Consider the following 18970-nt stretch of genomic DNA (forward strand, 5'->3'; position numbering starts at 1 on the left):
CCCTATGAGTGATCTGTTGAACGATTTTCCTGTCATCACTGAAATTCCCGTCGCATGGGGAGAGATGGATGCCTTGCAACACGTCAACAATGCGGTCTATTTTCGCTACTTTGAAACAGCGCGATTGGAGTATTTTGCCAAGATTGACTTGCTCGTGAACATCCAAAAAACCCAGGTTGGGCCCGTACTGAGTGAGACACAGTGTCGCTATAAACTGCCCGTCACTTACCCGGACACACTGTTGGTAGGCTCGCGCGTCATCGACCTCCAACAAGACCGCTTTACGATGGAATACCAAATCGTGAGCAAAAAACTGGGTAAAATTACCACCACCGGACGCGCCACCTGCGTAATGTTCGACTTCAAACACAACACCAAGGCTACCTTGCCAAGTCATGTTGCGCAGTTGATTCTCGCCACACAAGAATCGCATCCCGCCCCATAAACGGCAAAAAGCCCGCCATAAAGGCGGGCAAGATCAATAACACCAATTACGGTGAATTCAACGAATCACCGTTTATCGACGTTACTGCAGTTTGTAGAACACCGTCGAAAGCGGCGGCAAACTTAGAAGAAGTGAGTGATCCAACCCTTCGCTGCTGACCTTCTCTGTCTTCAATTTGCTTTTCACCTCAAAGCCACTTCCGTGGTACTTATCATCGTCGGTGTTGAGCAACAACGCATACTCACCCTTGATTGGCACGCCCAAACGGAATCGCTCATGCGGCACTGGTGTAAAGTTCGTCACCACCAAGATTCGCTCGCCGTTTTCACTTAAGCGTTCGTGCGCCAAAATGGAGGCGTCCGCCGCATCTTGCAAGCGCCATTCGAAGCCTTTTGGCTCACAATCCCACTCATGCATCGCCGCTTCATGCTTATAAAGCAAGTTGAGGTCACGCGTCAGAGCTTGTACCCCTTGATGGCGCTCAAAATCGAGCAAGAACCATTGCAGTTGATCATCATGATTCCACTCACCGGTCTGACCAAACTCTGCGCCCATAAAATTGAGTTTCTTACCAGGCTGACCGTACATGTACCCTAGGTAGGCACGGAGGTTTGCGGTTTGCTGCCACTCATCACCGGGCATTTTGTTGTGGATTGAACCTTTGCCGTACACGACCTCGTCGTGAGACAGCGACAGCACGTAGTTTTCACTGTGCGCGTAAATCAACGGGAAGGTAATGGTGTTGTGATGGTATTTGCGGTGCACAGGGTCTTGTTGAATGTAAGAGAGCGAATCGTGCATCCAACCCATGTTCCACTTAAAACCAAAGCCGAGTCCACCCAGAAAGGTCGGTGCTGAGACGCCCGGAAACGCCGTCGACTCTTCCGCGATGGTCATGGCGTTCGGGAAGTGTTTGTAGACTTCTTCGTTCATCCATTTCAGCGTCGCGATAGCATCGTAGTTTTCGTTGCCACCATCGACGTTCGGAATCCACTGATCGTGACTGCGCGAATAATCAAGGTAAAGCATCGAGGCTACCGCATCAACGCGGATACCATCAATATGGAATTGCTCAAACCAGTACAAGGCGTTGGAGACCAAGAAACGACGGACATGCTCGCGACCCAAATCGTAAATGAACGAGTTCCAATCTTGGTGCCAACCGCGACGCGGATCTGGATCGTGGTAAAGAGGCGTACCATCAAAATTCGCCAGACCATGATCGTCAGAAGGGAAATGGGCGGGCACCCAGTCAAGCACCACACCTAGACCTGCAAGGTGACACTGCTCAACAAAATATTTGAAATCATCGGGCGAGCCAAAACGGCTGGTTGGCGCAAACAGACCGACCGGTTGATAACCCCAAGAGCCATAGAATGGGTGCTCGGAGACGGGCATCAATTCAACGTGGGTGTAACCCATATCAACAAGGTAAGGGACTAGCTGATCGGCGAGTTCTCGGTAATTAAGGAAATCACCGTTTTCATCTCGGCGCCAAGAACCGGCATGCAACTCATAAAATGACAGCGCTTCATTGCGTTTTTGCGTAACAGGGCGCTGCTGCCACTCACTGTCTTGCCACTCATAGCGAGAGTGATCGTAGGTGACGGACGCAAAAGAGGGATATTGCTCTGCGTACGCGCCCCACGGATCGGCTTTGTGCGGTAAGCCTTCGCCATTGGGCCCTTTGAGTTCAAACTTGTAGCTGGTGCCTTCAGGTAGATTAGGCACAAACAAGCCCCAAATACCGTAATCTAAGCGCTGCATAGGATGACGGCGGCCATCCCACTGGTTGAACTCACCGACCAAACTGCACGCAGATGCGTGCGGTGCATAAACAAGAAAACGCGTCCCTGAGATGGACTTGCCGTCACGCTCTAGGGTGACAAACTGAGCGCCCATGTGGTGATACATCTGCTTGGGGGTATGCAGTTCCTCGTATTCTGCGTAAATGGTGTGATATTGGTATGGATCATCCACCCATTGCTCTGTCCCCTGCCAATCGACCACGAGTTGGTAGTGGGTAAAGCGCAAATCTTTAGCCTCGGTTAATACAAAGCCTGAATCTTCTTCTCGCTGCAACTCAATGCGCGGTTCACCATCAATCACTAACTCGACTTTATCGGCTCCCGGCATCCAAACGCGCAAACTTGACGTTTTATCCTCAATAAACGGCCCTAGAAATGAAAATGGGTCTGCAAATTGAGCGTGAGAAAGTTGGTTATATTTTTGTGTTTTTTTGTCAATCTTGGTCACTTTTTTCAAGTTATTCTCTCCCTAACCTAACCTTCCGACTGCAAGTATCATTGGTATCAATCATCCCATTATTAGCTGGGGGTACCACTAATATAAACAAAGCCCGCGGGAATAATGCGGGCTTAGATAGCTTAATGAAAGTTTACCGAATTGCTACCTTACATAGAGTGACGCATTCGATACTTTTTTACGTAACTTAAGCAAGTCCTTACTTACTCACCTTAGCACGTACTTCCGTAAGTTTACGAGCGATACGGTTTACCCCATCATTGGCGAATACTTCATCGAGATTCATTGATAATTTACGACGCCAGTTCGGGTATTCGTTCACGGTTCCTGGAATGTTAACCGGTTTGTCCATCTCTAACCAATCTTCCAGCTGCACGCTGAGCAGAGTCGAAGAACCCGCAGCGACATGCAGTTGCAACGCTTCGGCTAGGTAAGAATCCATCGGTACGTACTGCGCATCTCGACCAACGCCTTCAGGCAGATAACCGTGCCATGCGACCGAGTCTAAAATCCCTTGTTTGCACTCCAAACGATCCGCAAACAGACCTTGTAGCTGCGCTTCGTTCGGATACAAACCCAACTCTTTACCCAGTTTCAAATCATCACAGTGCCAGAAACCGCGAAGCGTCGGCATGTCATGAGTACACAACGCAGACATTGACTGCTCAGCGTAGTGCTTAGGTGAGATAAAGCCGCCATCCTCTTCTGAAGTTTCGAAGAAGAATACTTTGTATGAGTGCACGCCCGCATCGCGCAGCAACTCAACGATTTCGTCCGGCACCGTACCTAAGTCTTCACCAATCACACTGCATTGATGACGATGTGATTCGAGCGCAAGGATCGCCAACATATCTTGGACAGGGTAGTAGATGTACGCCCCTTTCGTTGCGTTCTCACCCTTAGGGATCCACCACAGGCGCAGCAGCCCAAGTACGTGGTCAATACGCAAAGCGCCACAATGCTTCATATTGGCACGCAGAAGCTTAACGAAAGCGTCATACCCCGTTGCTTGCAACACTTGTGGATTGAGCGGTGGTAAGCCCCAGTTTTGACCAAGCGGCCCTAGTACATCCGGCGGCGCACCAATGCTGGCATCTAAGATCAGGTTGCCATTGTCGGCCCAGGTTTCTGCACCTGAATCGGCCACACCGACGGCCAAGTCGCGGTATAGCCCCACCGACATGCCTTTTTCTTCTGCTAGAGCCTGCGCTTCGTTAATCTGTGTGTCCGCGACCCACTGCAGATACATGTACAAATGGACTTTGTCTTGATTCTGCTTGATGAAGGTTTGCACCGCGCTGTTATCAAAGTGGCGATACTGCTCAGGGAACACCGGCCAGCCCCAGACGTTACTGTCTTTGGCGTGCAGTTCACTGTGCAAGGCATCAAACGCGGCTTGGTGAAGTAGGCTGTCTCCACCCTCTTCGACAAACGATAAGAACTGCTGAGCGCGCTCGGTGTTCTTATCGAGATGGCGCTTTTTAAATTCCGCAAACAGCAGCGGTAACACGCTCAGTTTGAGCTCCGCGACTTCGCTGTAGTTTACCCAGTGAGACTCGCGCGCTTTTTGCAGGCGTTGCTGGAACTGAGCACTGCCCACTTGCTGCTGCGCCTCAACACTGAGCGCAAACTCAGGCACCGAGCTCACATCGATGTATAGGATGTTCAACCAGCGGCGAGATGAAGGGCTGTAAGGACTTGCCCCCTCAGGGTTGGCTGGGAACAAGGAGTGAATAGGGTTAAGACCCACAAAATCACCACCGCGCGAGGCAATATCGGCCACCAGCTGTTTTAGATCGCCAAAGTCACCCATTCCCCAGTTGTGTTGGGTACGCAGTGTGTAGAGCTGAACACTCGGGCCCCACATCTTCTTGCCCGATAGAATCGAATCTTGCTTGTAACACGCGCTTGGCGTCACAATTAAGGTCGCCTCATACGGGGCTTTACGACGCTTACGAACGATCGTGAGTTTATGGTAACCCCACGCTAGATCGTTCGGTAAGGCAAACACTAAAGGGCCACCCTCACTGCGCTCATCTCGCACGATTTGCGATTGAAGATAGCCTTCAAGTACCTCTCCTTGCTCAGTATCCAAACGCCAACTGAACTCACTTTCACGTGCGCTCACGCCTAGATTCAAAGCCACTTCAAATGGGTCGCCATCGCGCACCACAGTCACAGGGTCCAACACATCTTTCTTGTGTTTACGCTCTGCGGACTTAAGAAGAGTCTCGTCGTTGGTTGTGTCATAGCCTAAAGAGTTTAGTAAGTGGAGAATGGTGGCCTCTTCCACTTTTGCCTCATCTCCCCACGCGCTCACGTAGCTGTCGGCAATTCTAGCCATTTCAGCGACTTGTTTTAATGCATTGTGATGTTTCATCGCTCTCTCCGAAGGACTGCTTATACCTTCAAATGTAGGGTTATTAAATCGTTATAAAGAATTGAGCCAAGGCGCGAACGCCTTGGCTTTTTGAGTCGTTTTAGCGTTTAACCGCTTCCAACTTCCAAATATTATTGACGTAATCTCGAATCGAGCGGTCGGAGGTAAACTTACCGACCAGCGCCGTGTTCAAGATGGCTTTCTTCGCCCAGCCCGCTTGGTCTAGGTACTGTTTGCCCATCGCCTCGTGCGCTTCTACGTAAGACGCGAAGTCCGCTAGACAGAGGTACGGGTCACCGCCGTCGAGTAGGCTGTCATAGGTCGCGCGCAGTAGGCCCGGTTGACCCGGCGTGAACTCTTCACCCGCCAGTAGATCCAGTGACGCTTTGAGCAGTGGGTCTGCGTGGTAGTAATCGTATGGGTTGTAGCCAGCTTTCTTCAGTGCAACCACTTCGTCGACTTCAAGACCAAAGATGTAGATGTTGTCGTCGCCGACTTCTTCACGGATTTCAACGTTTGCCCCATCCATAGTACCGATAGTCAGCGCACCGTTGAGTGCCATCTTCATGTTACCCGTACCGGACGCTTCTTTACCGGCCAACGAGATTTGCTGAGACACGTCCGCCGCTGGGATGATGATCTCTGCCATGCTCACGCGGTAGTCAGGGATGAAGACGACTTTCAGCTTGTTGCCAATGCGTGGGTCGTTGTTGATCTTCTCTGCAATCTTGTTCACTGCGAAGATGATCTCTTTCGCTAAGTGGTAACCCGGCGCCGCTTTTGCCGCGAAGAAGCAGACGCGCGGCGTACACTCAAAACCCGGCTCATTAATGATGCGGTGGTAGAGAGACAAGATGTGCAGCAAATCAAGGTGCTGACGCTTGTACTCGTGCAGACGTTTGATTTGCACATCGAAAATCGCGTTGGTATCGAGCTCGATGCCCATGTTGTCTGATACCCACTTAGCCAAGCGCTCTTTGTTCTCTTTCTTCACCGCCATAAACGCTTGTTGGAACTCGGCGTCATCAGCGTATTTCGCGATACCTTCAAGCTGCTCAAGCTTCGCTGGCCATTCACTGCCGATTTTGTCAGTGATCAGCGCGGATAAACCTGGGTTACAGAACTTCAGCCAACGACGAGGCGTAATACCATTGGTCACATTGTGCAGACGCGTTGGGAACATCGCGTGGAACTCTGGGAAGAGATCTTTTTTCACCAACTCTGAGTGCAGCGCCGCTACACCGTTCACCGCGTAAGAACCGATCACACACAGGTTTGCCATGCGAACCATACGGTTGAAGCCTTCTTCGATGATCGACAGCTTCGCTTGTTTCTCACCATCACCCGGCCACATTGCGCGCACTTCTTGTAGGAAGCGATGGTTGATCTCAAAAATGATCTCCATATGACGTGGTAGCAGACGTTGAATCAAAGACTCTGGCCACGTTTCCAATGCTTCTGGTAGTAGTGTGTGGTTGGTGTACGCGAAGGTTTGCGAACTGATTTCCCACGCTTTATCCCAAGATAGCCCTTTTTCATCGAGCAAAATGCGCATCAATTCAGGGATAGCAATCGTTGGGTGCGTATCGTTAAGCTGAATCGTTTCTTGCTTTGGAAGATCCGCAAGTGCAAAACCCGCTGCTTCGTGACGACGTAAAATGTCACGTACCGATGCTGCTGAGTGGAAGTACTGCTGCATCAAACGCAGTGTTTTGCCTTTCTCATGGTTGTCATTCGGGTACAGCACTTTAGTAATGTTGCCGGCGTCAATCAGCGCGTGCTGCGCTTCGAAGTAATCGCCGTTGTTGAAACTTGCCAATGAGAATGGCGCAATCGCCTGACATTCCCACAAACGCAGCGGGTATACCGTGTCAGATTCATAACCGACAATCGGTAAGTCCCAAGGCATCGCTTTCACGCTCATGCCCGGTACCCATTTGCGTACTTCTTTGCCGTTCTCGTAATTCACTTCAACGCTGCCGTAGAAGCCAATTTCTTGCGCTAATTCTGGGCGCGCGACTTCCCACGGGTAGCCTTCGACACCACGCCAAGCATCCGGCGCTTCTTGTTGACGTCCGTCAACAAAAGATTGCTTGAACAGACCGTATTCGTAGTGCAAACCGTAACCAACGGTTGGGAACTCTTGCGCTGCACAAGAATCCATAAAACACGCCGCCAAACGACCTAGACCACCGTTACCCAGAGACGGGTCGCGCTCTTCTTCCAACAAGTCGGTCAGGTTTTGGCCCAGTTCGGCCATTGCATCTGTGATCTGCTCGTAGAGACCTAAGCTGATTAGGTTGTTACCGGTCAAACGACCGATAAGAAATTCAAGAGATAAATAGTTGACGCTTTTCGCGTTCTTGATGCGTGGGTCTTGCTCGGTTTTCAAAAGATCCAGCGTTGTGATCTCTGCCAGGGCTTTACCCATAGCAAGGTACCATTCACGCGGAGTTGCGGTGTCTACGGTTTTCGCGTAGGTCGCAGAAAGGTGCATTTTAACGTCAGCTTGAAAGCTGGCTTTATCAAATTTTTTCTGTTGAGTAGGTTTCATTAGAGAAATCTCACTTATCGGTTTCAATCCATCTGAGACATATCGTGCAATGCTCTGTCTTGCAAAACATCCTCCTACTTCGGTAGCGATTTAGGAGGAGGAGTCAGGGCGTAGAGGGCGTAATTCACAACAAGCAGTGATCCAACTCGCAATAAACCGATGAGTGAACTGGACTCTGTTGATTAAGATCACACCATGACCCTAAACGACCTTACCTAAGGTGTATGAAACTTCGTCGAAATCAAAAACTGGCAAATGAAAAATATGCAGCGTGAATCACAGAATGTTTTCATCCTGAGTGCAAATTACACGATTTCTCGTGCAAAGCATGAGTTGAGACAAGTTTTACCGAACAGATTAACGTGACTCAAATCACAAAATAGGGGCGTAGACACGCGCAAAATGTGAAATATGCGAAAAAGTCGCTCTCCTCACATAACAATCCCCCCAACTCTTAAGTAACATCCCACTCAACAACAAAAAATCGAACAAGAAACAACCCATCTTGACGTCGTGCTCGCTGACACGTTCACTGACAATAAGATAAGGATGAGAAGATGTGGATTCCTTCGAAACTCACGCGTCCTGGCCGTTTACACAACGCCATCGTACGCCCAAGAGTTCTTGATTTACTTCAGCAAGCACCCTGCTACAAACTGGTGCTTTTTCGCTCGCCTGCCGGATACGGCAAAACCACCATGGCCGCCCAGTGGCTCGCCGACAAACCTAATGTCGGCTGGTACAGCATCGATGAAAGCGATAATGACCCGTTCCGCTTCATGAACTACCTGCTGCAAGCCCTAAACAAAGCGACCAACCAGGCTTGCCCGAATTCACAAAAATTGGCCGAAAAGCGTCAATTTTCCTCACTTCACTCCTTGTTCAGTGAAGTATTTGCGGAGATGTCCGAGTATTTTAACGAGTGTTATGTGGTCCTTGATGACTACCACCTCATTTCTGACGATGAGATCCACGAGGCGATGCGCTTTTTCCTCAAGCACATGCCCGACAACCTGACATTAGTCGTCACCAGTCGCGCCGCGCCGCCACTGGGCACGGCCAACTTACGTGTGCGCGATCTGATGATTGAGATCGGTGACGAGTTACTGGCGTTCGATACGGAAGAGACCACCCGTTTCTTCAACCAGCGCATCGCCGATGGCATTGATGATGCCACGGCAGACAACCTGCGCAACTACGTCGAAGGTTGGCCATCGGCCCTGCAGTTGATCGCCCTTCAAGCGCAAGGTCAAAATCGCACGTTGGCGCAATCGGCTGAGTCTTTTTCGCAATTTAATCACGCGCATCTGTGGGATTATTTGGTTGAAGAAGTGTTTGATCTGCTCGACCAAGAGACACGTCAGTTCTTACTGCAATGCTCGGTGCTGGATCACTTCAACGACAGCATGGTGGCGGCGCTGACTCAGCGTGATGACGCCCTCAGTATGATTGAGTCGCTCAACCGCTATGGGTTGTTTATCCACCCGCTTGAAGGTGAGCAAAACTGGTATCGCTTCCACAATCTATTTGCCGAGTTTCTTGCACATGAGCGCTCAGCGCGTATGCCGCAAAAAGAGCAAGAGCTGCACCAAGTCGCCGCGCGCGCTTGGCTCAAACAATCCTCGCCCCATGAGGCACTCAAACACGCGCAAGAAGCCAAAGACAGCCAACTGATCGCCGATATTTTGAGCCAGTTTGGCTGGAAAATGTTCAATGGTGGTGAACTTAAAGCCCTAGAGCAGGCCATTGATTCGTTATCGCCGGAGCAGCTCTACAGCGAACCGAAATTGTGTATGTTGCAAGCGTGGCTTGCTCAGAGTCAGCACCGCTACAACGATGTCGGTGACTTGCTTGCCAAAGCCGATGAGCAAATGCGCCAGTTCAACGTGGTACTCAGCAGCAAAGAGCAAGGCGAGTTCAACGCCCTGCGCGCGCAAGTCGCCATCAACCAGAACCAACCAGAAAAAGCGCTGGAACTGGCTGAGCTGGCACTGAGCCAAGTTGACAGCACGGTCTATCGAAGCCGCATTGTTGCGACCTCGGTCGTCGGCGAGGTCAATCACGTCCTTGGCCGTCTCAGCCGCGCGTTGCCTATGATGCAGCAAACAGAGAAACTGGCTCGCCAGTATCAGGTCTATCATCAGGCGCTGTGGGCGATGTTACAACAAAGCGAGATTTTGATCGCACAAGGCTATGTGCAAGCAGCATACGAAGTGCAAGACAACGCCTTCAAACTGATTGAAGAGCAACAACTGCATCAAGTGCCGATGCATGAATTTTTGCTGCGAGTACGCGCGCAAATCCTCTGGTGTTGGAACCGTTTGGACGAAGCCGAAGACTGCGCGTTCAAAGGCATCGATGTACTGGGCAAACAGAGCCCAAGTAAGCACTTACATAGCTACTCGATGTTGGCTCGCATTGCAATTGGCCGTGGCGAGCTCGACCGAGCCGCGAAATACATCGACCATATTTTGCATCTACTCAAACAATCAACCTATCACGTCGATTGGACCGCAAACGCATCACTGTCGTTGATTCTGTTTTGGCAAGCACGCGGCGATCTTGACTCAATGAAGCAGTGGCTCGATACCGCCGTGAGACCAGAAACCGCCAGCAACCACTTTACTCAGTTGCAATGGCGTAATATTGCACGAGCGCAGATCAATTTGGAGCAATACGAAGACGCGCAGCAAACGCTCGAGTTCATTCAGCAAGAAGCGGCAGACAAGCACTTACTGACCGACACCAACCGTAATCTGATTGTCCAAGCGGTATTGGCGATTTCCAAACAAGATGAAGAGAAAGCGCGTCAATTGCTCAAAGAAGCCCTAAAACTCACCAATCAAACGGGAATGCTGGGTAACTTCTTGGTGGATGGCGCCAAAATTGGTCACATCCTTAATAAACTCAACACCAAGCAAGAGCTTGGTGACCTTGAACGTCACCGCGCGCAGCAACTGCTGAAAGATATTTCCACCACGCAGCGCAGCCGTTCAGTTCATTTTGATGAGGAGTTTGTCGAGAAGTTGGTCAATCACCCGAACATTCCTGAATTGGTGCGCACCAGTCCATTGACGCAACGTGAATGGCAAGTGCTCGGGCTTATCTATTCGGGCTTTAGTAATGAGCAAATTGCACAAGAACTCGATGTGGCGGGCACCACCATCAAAACCCACATCCGTAACTTGTATCAGAAGCTCAATATTGCCAACCGCAAAGAAGCGGTCAAAACCGCAGAGAATCTGCTGCAATTGATGGGCTACTGATCCTATCGTCCAATGCAAAGAGGTCGCCCACATTGGCGACCTCTTTTTCATTTCATCTTGTCACTGCCTAGCCTCATATCACAGAAGCTCAGGATTGCGCACTGTGGCATTGTCCATGTGCTAGAATGATTTCGGTGCGAAGCCTGTCATCACTTCCAAACGCAGCTCTTTGCCGAGTTTTGTCATCGGGTGCACCACCACTAAGCCACGAACGGATTTTTTCAGCTTACCGAGATCCGCTTGCTCAGCCTTGGTAATTTCACGAGAAAACGGCATGTCGAGCAAGCTTTTGCGCTCTTTGTTCATGTCGTACTTCTGCTTACCTTTTAGAGAGTTCAACTTCTTGGTCAAAGACTCCACGTCATCAGTAAATTTACTGATCATCTCATCGTCTTGACGGCTTTTTGCTGCATCAAGTTTACGATTGGCGCTGTCTAAACGGTTGTGAAGTTGCTGGATCTCTTGCTTTAAGCTCATGGTGTGGTTCTCTGCTGGCACTTGGGGGCGGCGAGTGTAGCATAGTGAGACAGCCCGACCTAGTGCTATCGTTCAATCACGACTTTTTCACCCCGAACCACCTCTGTACTGTCACTGTGATTTCATATGAAATCACAAGCATTTACAACAAGATAGAACTGCTCCTACCAGCGATAGAATCGGTGATATTCCACACAATTTGTTCAAAAAACAGTAACACAACTATTCAGCGTCACATTGTGCTGTCGATATATAGGCTACTCTTAACTCATAAACCTTTGGTTGACTACCACTACTTTCATAACAACCAAGGTATGACAACGGCTAGGTTACATTAGATAACCGCATGATAATAAACAGGAAGTTTTGTATGAGTCTAACAATCAAAAGCCGCCTATACATATTAGCGCTTGTACCCCTTATCGTTATAGCACTGGGCATGCTTAGCTTTACGTACATCAAAACCACAGAACTCAATCAAACACAGATTGAGGTTACTCGTGAGAACATGATGAACATGAAAAAAGCCGAGCTGAAAAACTACGTGCAGATGGCGCAATCTGCGATCCAGCCGTTTCTTGACCAAGGCGCTTCGCTTGAAGAAGCGATCCCAACCTTGAAACAGCTCGAATTTGGTGATTCAGGCTATATCTTTGGTTATGACTCCAAAGGTATCCGTGTTGTGGTCGGGAAAAGCGATAAAGGCATTGGCGACAACTTTTACAATCTACAAGATCAGCAAGGCAACTACTTGGTTCAAGACTTGCTGAAAAACGCCAAAACCGGGGATTACACCACCTACTACTTCCCTAAACCAGGCGGCACCGTCGCACTGCCGAAGTTAAGTTTTTCCATTTTTATCCCACAGTGGGATTTGATGCTCGGGACGGGTTTCTACACCGATGACATCGATGCGATTGTCGCTGAAATGGAGATGGCGACCACCTCAGCACTTGAAACCACCTTGTCTGCCATCGCCCTGTTCTGCTTGGTGATTGCCATTTTGGTGGCGATTTTTGCTGTCACAGTGAACCGCACCATCATGTCACCCATCGAACAATTTGATGCCTCTATCAGCTCATTTGCCAGCGGTGAAGCGGATCTGACCGCACGTATGGAAGCATTCAAAGTACCTGAGTTTGCAAAACTCAGTACCAACTTCAATGCGTTCGTTGCCAGCTTACAACAGATCATTCGCAGCGTGAGCGACGTCGGTCAGCAAGTATTGGCTGAAACCAATAACATGACTCAGCGAGCGACGCAGGTCGATGAACTGGCTTCAGGTCAACGTGAAGAGACCGAACAAGTGGCAACAGCAATGACGGAAATGACCACAACCGCGTCTGAAATTTCCAACAACGCAAGCCAAGCGGCGAACTCGGCCAAGGAAGCCGACGACAACGCGAAAGAAGCGCGTCAAATCGTCAACTCTGCCGCCAACTCAGTGGAAGCGCTGGCTGAAGAGGTGATGCAAGCGGCGTCGGTGATTTCGCGTCTAGAAGCCGACGTGCAGAATATCTCTTCATCGCTGGAAGTGATTCAAGACATCGCTGAGCAGACCAACTTGTTGGCCTTGAACGCCGCCATCGAGGCTGCGCGTGCGGGTGAACAAGGTCGAGGCTTCGCCGTGGTAGCCGACGAAGTACGTAAACTGGCCAGTCGTACCCAAGACAGCACCGGTGAAATCCACAGTATGATTGAAAAACTGAAAGCCGCTTCCGATGACGCCGTACGCGCGATGGAATCGAGCCAAAAACGTGGTTCAGCCACTGTTGAGGAAGCCAATGCGGCCACCAAAGCGTTGATCCAAATTCAGGAATCAATCGATACCATTATGGACATGAACTCGCTGATTGCGACCGCGACCGAAGAGCAGAGCATTGTCGGTCAAGAGATATCGCAGCGCATCGTGGTGATTTCGGACCAAAGCTCGCAATCTGCGGATCTGGCCAATGAAAACCGCCAAGGCAGTAATGAACTCAATGGCCGCGCCAACGAGTTGTACCAGCTAGTGAGCCGATTTACGGTGTAAATTGCCCTCAAAAAAACGGCCCATCGCAAGATGGGCCGTTTTTATTGGATGCCGTTGTGAGGTAGACACATTTGATGAGCGCTTAGTAAGCCTCTGACTGCGTCATCGCAATGGCGAGCGCTTCCGCAACCTTAATGCCATCAATGCCCGCAGACAAAATTCCGCCCGCATAACCCGCGCCTTCCCCAGCTGGGAAGAAACCTTTTAGGTTCACACTTTGGTAATCTTTACCCCGTGTGATACACACCGGCGACGACGTTCGAGTTTCTACACCAGTAAGTAGCCCATCTTCCGTCGCAAAGCCTTTGATTTTCTTGTCAAACGCAGGGATTGCTTCACGAATCGCTTCAATCGCGAAATCCGGTAGCGCTTTGGCCAAGTCGGTCAATTTAATGCCCGGAGTGAACGAGGGTTCTACCTCACCCAGTGCGCTCGGATCGCGGCCTTTAAGGAAATCACCGATCTTTTGCGCCGGCGCATCATAGGTCGCGCCGCCAAGCTCATAAGCCGCCGACTCTAATTGACGCTGGAACTCAATCCCCGCTAAAGGGTGGCCTGGATAGTCTTGCTCTGGGGTAATCCCTACCACAATCGCACTGTTGGCGTTGCGCTCTGCACGAGAATATTGGCTCATGCCGTTGGTGACCACGCGACCCTCTTCTGAGGTCGCGGCCACCACCGTGCCACCCGGACACATACAGAAGCTGTAAACGGTGCGACCATTTTTACAGTGGTGCACCAACTTGTAATCTGCCGCGCCTAAAATAGGGTTGCCGGCATTTGGACCAAAACGTGCTTCATCGATCATCGATTGCTTGTGTTCGATACGAAAACCGACCGAGAAAGGTTTCGCCACCATCTCCACACCGCGCTTATAGAGCATTTCAAACGTATCGCGGGCACTGTGACCAACGGCCAGTACCACGTAGCGAGACTGAATTTGTTCGCCATTGGAGAGCGTTAACCCGGTGATCTGGCCATTATCAATGTGGATATCATCAACGCGCGTGCTAAAACGAATCTCACCGCCGAGTTCGATGATTTTCGCGCGCATCTTTTCAATCATGGTTACTAGCTTAAACGTGCCAATGTGCGGCTTACTCACGTAGGCGATCTCTTCTGGCGCGCCCGCTTCCACAAACTCTTTGATCACTTTGCGACCATAGTGTTTGGGATCTTTGATTTGACTGTAGAGTTTACCGTCAGAGAAGGTGCCTGCGCCGCCCTCACCAAACTGCACGTTCGATTCAGGGTTCAGCGCGCGTTTACGCCAAAAACCGAAGGTATCTTTGGTGCGCTCACGCACCTCTTTACCTCGCTCAACAATGATAGGTTTGAAACCCATTTGCGCCAGAATCAAACCCGCAAATAAACCGCAAGGGCCAAAACCGATCACCACTGGGCGCTCGGTCAGATCCGCCGGTGCGTTGGCGACAAATTTGTATTCCATATCCGGCGTTTCTTTGACGTGCGGATCGCTGACAAACGCCTCAAGCACCGCGGCTTGATCCGCCACTTCAACATCCAGCGTATAAATCAGCAAGATTTGCGTTTTTTTGCGAGCATCGTAGCCACGTTTAAAGACATTAAAGGAAAGGATCTGATCAGCGGGAATCGCCAGTTTTTTCACGATCGCCGCGAAAATAGCGCCTTCCTCGTGATCCAAAGGAAGTTTAATTTCAGTTAAACGTATCATACGAGTATCTCAGTTAGGATGGTGTCTTAGCGGCGCAGTCTACCCACACCGCTCACAATGGCGCGCATTTTACGTCAACTCGATTGGCCTGTCATACGAAAACCACTTTTTGTCTCGGCGGAGGATTGCTCAAACGCAGCGGGATGGGTATTATCGCCGATTCGAAAATGAACCAAGATGAGTGCACACCATGGCCTTTGTCGTGACTGATAACTGTATCCAATGCAAATACACAGACTGTGTCGCGGTCTGCCCTGCCGATGCCTTCTATGAAGGCCCGAACTTCATGGTGATAAGCCCTGTAGATTGCATTGACTGCGGCTTGTGTGTACCTGAATGCGACGCCAACGCCATCTTCCAAGAAGAAGAACTCGCGGAAGATCAGCAAGTCTTCATTGAGTTGAATGCCGAACTTGCCGAACTGTGGCCCAATCTCACTGAAGTCAAACCCGCCATGGACGAGGCTGAAAAGTGGAATGGCGTGCCCAATAAGCTCGGCATGCTGGAGAAATAGACCGACGCTCGACCTACTGATGCTGCCTGCGCAGGTTGTCCAAAATAATGCCCGTTGCCATAGCGACATTCAGTGATTCTGCCCCGCCAAACGCCGGAATGGTGATTTTGTCACTCACATGTTGAGCGGCATGCTCTCGAATACCGTGCGATTCACTGCCCATCAAGATGATGCCTTGCGGTGCAAACTGCGTCGTGTGCACACTCTCGCCCTCTAGAAATGCGCCATAAACGGGTAAATTGGCACTGGCAAGATAGGCCGGCAGATCGCACTGCGTCACGCTGACGCGACCAAAACTGCCCATGGTCGCACTGATGGTTTTCGGGTTATAGGGGTCGGCGCAATCTTGACTGGCGATGATGTGTTTGATGCCGTACCAGTCGGCGACACGAATGATGGTCCCGAGATTACCGGGGTCGCTGACGCCATCTAACGCGATGAGCCAACCCTGCGCTTTTGGCACTGGCAAGTTAGGGATCGCCACCACGGCGATGGCCGAATTATTACTCACCAATGTGCTGGCTTTCGTCAACTCATCCAAACTCGCTTCAACACAATCGTAATCGCTCAGCGCCTCTTGATGCTTGTCGAGAAAATCTCGGGTGGCGAAAATCTGTTTGACCTCAAGATCACTCACGATGAGCTCTAGGACGTTCTTTTCACCTTGAACTAAAAACAGTCCATTGGCTTTACGCTGCTTCTTTTGTCCCAATGCGCGCAGTAATTTGAGTTGGTTTTTCGATATCATTCATCGCCCCGACGTGCGTTAACCCAGTAAAAAACTCGGGGAGTATAACCCTAAACCGCGCCGAGATGCGAGTGTTGGCACCTAGCCTTTCAAGCACGTCAAACTGACGTGCTTTTCATAGTCAACATCCCTTGCGTCACGATGAAATCAATGATGGTGCTCAGCCCTTGGCTCTCTTTTAAGTTGGTAAACACAAACGGTTTGGTCGGGCGCATGCGCTGGGTATCCGACTCCATCACTTCAAGAGACGCTCCAACATACGGCGCAAGATCGATTTTGTTGATCACCAGTAAGTCCGAGCGTGTGATGCCCGGTCCGCCTTTACGCGGTATTTTTTCCCCTTCCGCTACATCAATGACGTAGATGGTCAGGTCGGCGAGCTCAGGGCTAAAGGTCGCACTGAGGTTGTCACCACCACTTTCAATGAACACCACATCGAGATTTTGATGGCGTTTGGCCAGCTCTTCCACTGCGGCGAGGTTCATAGAGGCGTCTTCGCGGATCGCCGTGTGAGGACAGCCGCCGGTTTCGACACCGATGATGCGATCGGGCTCAAGCGCCTCGGCGCGAGTAAGGATCTTCGCGTCTTCTTGGGTATAGATATCGTTGGTGACCACCGCGATGTTGAGCTTATCGCGGATCGCTTTGCACAGCACTTCCAATAGCGCGGTTTTGCCTGAACCTACCGGGCCGCCAATGCCGACCCTTAATGGCTGTTTGTAACTCTCCATTGTCCTTCTTCTCCAATTCTATGTACAAAACTGCACAGACGTTATGAGCGAAATAGTCGCGTGTATTGTGTCTCGTGTAAGCTGCTGGCGATGGAGACGCTGGGGGTAAAGCTGCCCATCATCCACTCTTCAATCTGCCGAGCGTGCGCGATGGCGTGCTCAAATTCGTCACTAAGAGCGATCAGCGCTCGCTGGCCATCCGTTTGACCAAGGGGCACCAATTTCACCCCAGCCATAATAAGATTTTCCGCCCAGCTCCAAAGATAGCCTTGTTTGAGTGATTCAGGTTCGATCTGCCACTGCTCGGCGGCGACACACAAACCGAGCAGTTGATTGATTTTCACCTCAGGGTGATGAAACGCGTCGTGATCCACCCCCAGTTGCACCAAAAGCGTTTTGAGGGCAAGTCCTCTCTGAGACTCTTCAGCGCGCAACTCCTTGGTTTCACGGCTGGCGTACAGGGTGTCACTGAGTGATTGAATGCGCGCGATGTCCGCATTCGCCAGCGCCTCGCAGTATCTGTCAATCAACGGCAGTTCTAAGGTCGCCACGCTATTGAACAGCATGTTGCTCAACCATTGGTGCATGCTCTCTTTGTCGGTCACCCATTGTGCTTCGACCGCCCACTCTAGCCCTTGCGAGTAGGTGAACCCGCCGATAGGCAAAGAGGGACTGATCAGCTGGAACAGTCGATACACCGCGCGAGGTTCGCTCATCATTGGCTACATCCGTTACGGCAGCAGAATCAAAGCACTAGCAGACGCGACGCCAACCGATAGCCAAGGGCTCGACAACGCTCGGCCAAACTGTAAGCCCAGCACCATCAAACCGGCGGCGGCGGTCAACATGCCACTGGCAAAGGGAAGAACACTGCCCGTTGATTCAACGCCATGCGCGTAACCATGAAAGAACATCAGCCCAACGCTGAGGCCAACCGCCAAATTCAATAGCGGCTTGGAGCGATTGAATGACTGCCATATGGCGCCGCTGACCACAAACAGTGAGGCTCCAATCGCCAGCTCGACACCACCAAATCCGCCAAACACTTTGCCTGCGCTCAGCCCCAGTAATAACGTCGCGAGTGCCGCTAGCATCAGCGTTACTTTGCCGCGCCAACTGACCGATAGACACGCAGTCAGCATGCCGAACGCAATCAGCATGACGAGGTGATCCAACCCGGTCACAGGGTGCGTCAATCCAGCCGAAAAAGATCCGCCCTCATGGCCGGGGTGAGCAAATACTGGGCTTGCCATCGTGGTGGCGGCAAATGCGCCGACGGAGGGAATAAAAGAGATTCGCATAACACTGTCCTTGTAAGTCATCTATCCGTTGAAATAGGTTGAAAGAGAAACTGGCCACGCTGTCGTCAACGTTGACAACGCGCGCGCCCTATCAAATAGCCATTTAGTGATGGTGATGATGGCCCCCAGCAGAACGCCCGCCATAAGCACCACTTTCTGGCTCAAAGGCCGCTTGCTCGACCGTCACTTTCGCGCCGAGCCCTGTAACCATGTCATCGAGTACGTGATCATGCTGGTAACGTACCCAACCAAACGCCACTTGCAACGGCACATGGCGGTTTCCTAAGTGGTAAGCAACGCGCGTCAATAAATGCAGGTCACTGCAGTAGACGGTCGAGACACTTTCTGGCGCTGCAATCACCTCAACCACCAATCCGCATGGGCTTTTGAGCTGCTCTCCCCCGCGTAAAATGTGTCCGCGAGGAAGAAATAGTCCCGCGTCACGGCCATCATCCAATTTGACCTTCAAGCGGCTTTTGATACGGCTGTCGATCGGCAAACTGAGAAATGTGTGGGGTTGAATGGTTATCTCCTGAGCAATTTCCGTCAGTTCGATCATGG

14 protein-coding genes are annotated in these 18970 nt (G+C 50.9%); 4 read left to right on the top strand and 10 right to left on the bottom strand.

Annotated elements, in window-relative coordinates; genetic code table 11:
• Positions 1-4: 4 nt before the first annotated feature.
• Positions 5-445: an acyl-CoA thioesterase gene (locus AC6R0L_RS08845; protein WP_500626221.1), complete on the top strand. Its 441-nt coding sequence runs from the start codon at positions 5-7 to the stop codon at positions 443-445.
• Positions 446-526: 81 nt separating this feature from the next.
• On the opposite strand, the gene glgB is transcribed toward AC6R0L_RS08845, so the two are convergent.
• The 3 genes from glgB to AC6R0L_RS08860 form a co-directional block, all read right to left on the bottom strand.
• The gene (glgB, locus tag AC6R0L_RS08850; RefSeq protein WP_500628896.1) at positions 527-2710 is read right to left on the bottom strand and encodes a 1,4-alpha-glucan branching protein GlgB; all 2184 of its coding nucleotides are present in this window, start codon (positions 2708-2710) and stop codon (positions 527-529) included.
• A 199-nt stretch (positions 2711-2909) separates the two neighbouring features.
• Positions 2910-5090, bottom strand: a complete 2181-nt coding sequence (gene malQ, locus AC6R0L_RS08855) for a 4-alpha-glucanotransferase (protein WP_500628897.1) — start codon at positions 5088-5090, stop codon at positions 2910-2912.
• Positions 5091-5190: 100 nt separating this feature from the next.
• Complete coding sequence (locus AC6R0L_RS08860; RefSeq protein ID WP_500628898.1) at positions 5191-7644, bottom strand: glycogen/starch/alpha-glucan phosphorylase; 2454 nt, start codon at positions 7642-7644, stop codon at positions 5191-5193.
• A gap of 557 nt (positions 7645-8201) precedes the next feature.
• On the opposite strand from AC6R0L_RS08860, the gene malT reads away from it, so the two are divergent.
• Positions 8202-10910, top strand: a complete 2709-nt coding sequence (gene malT, locus AC6R0L_RS08865; RefSeq protein WP_500628899.1) for an HTH-type transcriptional regulator MalT — start codon at positions 8202-8204, stop codon at positions 10908-10910.
• A 120-nt stretch (positions 10911-11030) separates the two neighbouring features.
• Here the strand turns inward: malT and AC6R0L_RS08870 are convergent, their stop codons facing one another.
• Complete coding sequence (locus AC6R0L_RS08870; protein ID WP_334552909.1) at positions 11031-11387, bottom strand: YibL family ribosome-associated protein; 357 nt, start codon at positions 11385-11387, stop codon at positions 11031-11033.
• Between the two features lie 370 nt (positions 11388-11757).
• Here AC6R0L_RS08870 and AC6R0L_RS08875 point away from each other — a divergent pair, with 370 nt between their 5' ends.
• Positions 11758-13419 carry a methyl-accepting chemotaxis protein gene (locus AC6R0L_RS08875; protein WP_500628900.1) on the top strand — a complete coding sequence of 554 codons (1662 nt, stop codon included), beginning with the start codon at positions 11758-11760 and terminating at the stop codon, positions 13417-13419.
• Positions 13420-13501: 82 nt separating this feature from the next.
• Here AC6R0L_RS08875 and AC6R0L_RS08880 read toward each other — a convergent pair whose 3' ends face one another.
• Positions 13502-15115, bottom strand: coding sequence for an NAD(P)/FAD-dependent oxidoreductase (locus tag AC6R0L_RS08880; RefSeq protein WP_500628901.1), 1614 nt, complete (start codon positions 15113-15115; stop codon positions 13502-13504).
• A gap of 190 nt (positions 15116-15305) precedes the next feature.
• Here AC6R0L_RS08880 and fdxA point away from each other — a divergent pair, with 190 nt between their 5' ends.
• Complete coding sequence (fdxA, locus tag AC6R0L_RS08885; protein ID WP_334553421.1) at positions 15306-15629, top strand: ferredoxin FdxA; 324 nt, start codon at positions 15306-15308, stop codon at positions 15627-15629.
• 13 nt (positions 15630-15642) lie between these two features.
• Here fdxA and AC6R0L_RS08890 read toward each other — a convergent pair whose 3' ends face one another.
• The 5 genes from AC6R0L_RS08890 to ureE all read right to left on the bottom strand — a co-directional run bounded on the left by AC6R0L_RS08890 (position 15643) and on the right by ureE (position 18968).
• The gene (locus AC6R0L_RS08890) at positions 15643-16377 is read right to left on the bottom strand and encodes a TrmH family RNA methyltransferase (protein ID WP_500626227.1); all 735 of its coding nucleotides are present in this window, start codon (positions 16375-16377) and stop codon (positions 15643-15645) included.
• A gap of 98 nt (positions 16378-16475) precedes the next feature.
• Positions 16476-17108 carry an urease accessory protein UreG gene (gene ureG / locus AC6R0L_RS08895; protein ID WP_500628902.1) on the bottom strand — a complete coding sequence of 211 codons (633 nt, stop codon included), beginning with the start codon at positions 17106-17108 and terminating at the stop codon, positions 16476-16478.
• A gap of 41 nt (positions 17109-17149) precedes the next feature.
• Positions 17150-17827 (bottom strand): urease accessory protein UreF, encoded by a 678-nt coding sequence (locus tag AC6R0L_RS08900; protein ID WP_500628903.1) that lies wholly within the window; start codon positions 17825-17827, stop codon positions 17150-17152.
• A 12-nt stretch (positions 17828-17839) separates the two neighbouring features.
• Entirely contained in the window at positions 17840-18409 is a 570-nt protein-coding gene (locus AC6R0L_RS08905; RefSeq protein ID WP_500626230.1) for a HupE/UreJ family protein, read from the bottom strand.
• Positions 18410-18512: 103 nt separating this feature from the next.
• A complete protein-coding gene (gene ureE / locus AC6R0L_RS08910) occupies positions 18513-18968 on the bottom strand; it encodes an urease accessory protein UreE (protein WP_334552921.1) in 456 nt (151 codons plus the stop codon).
• Positions 18969-18970: the final 2 nt, after the last annotated feature.

It is taken from the genome of Vibrio sp. R15-SG3-ISO1A (assembly GCF_059833955.1).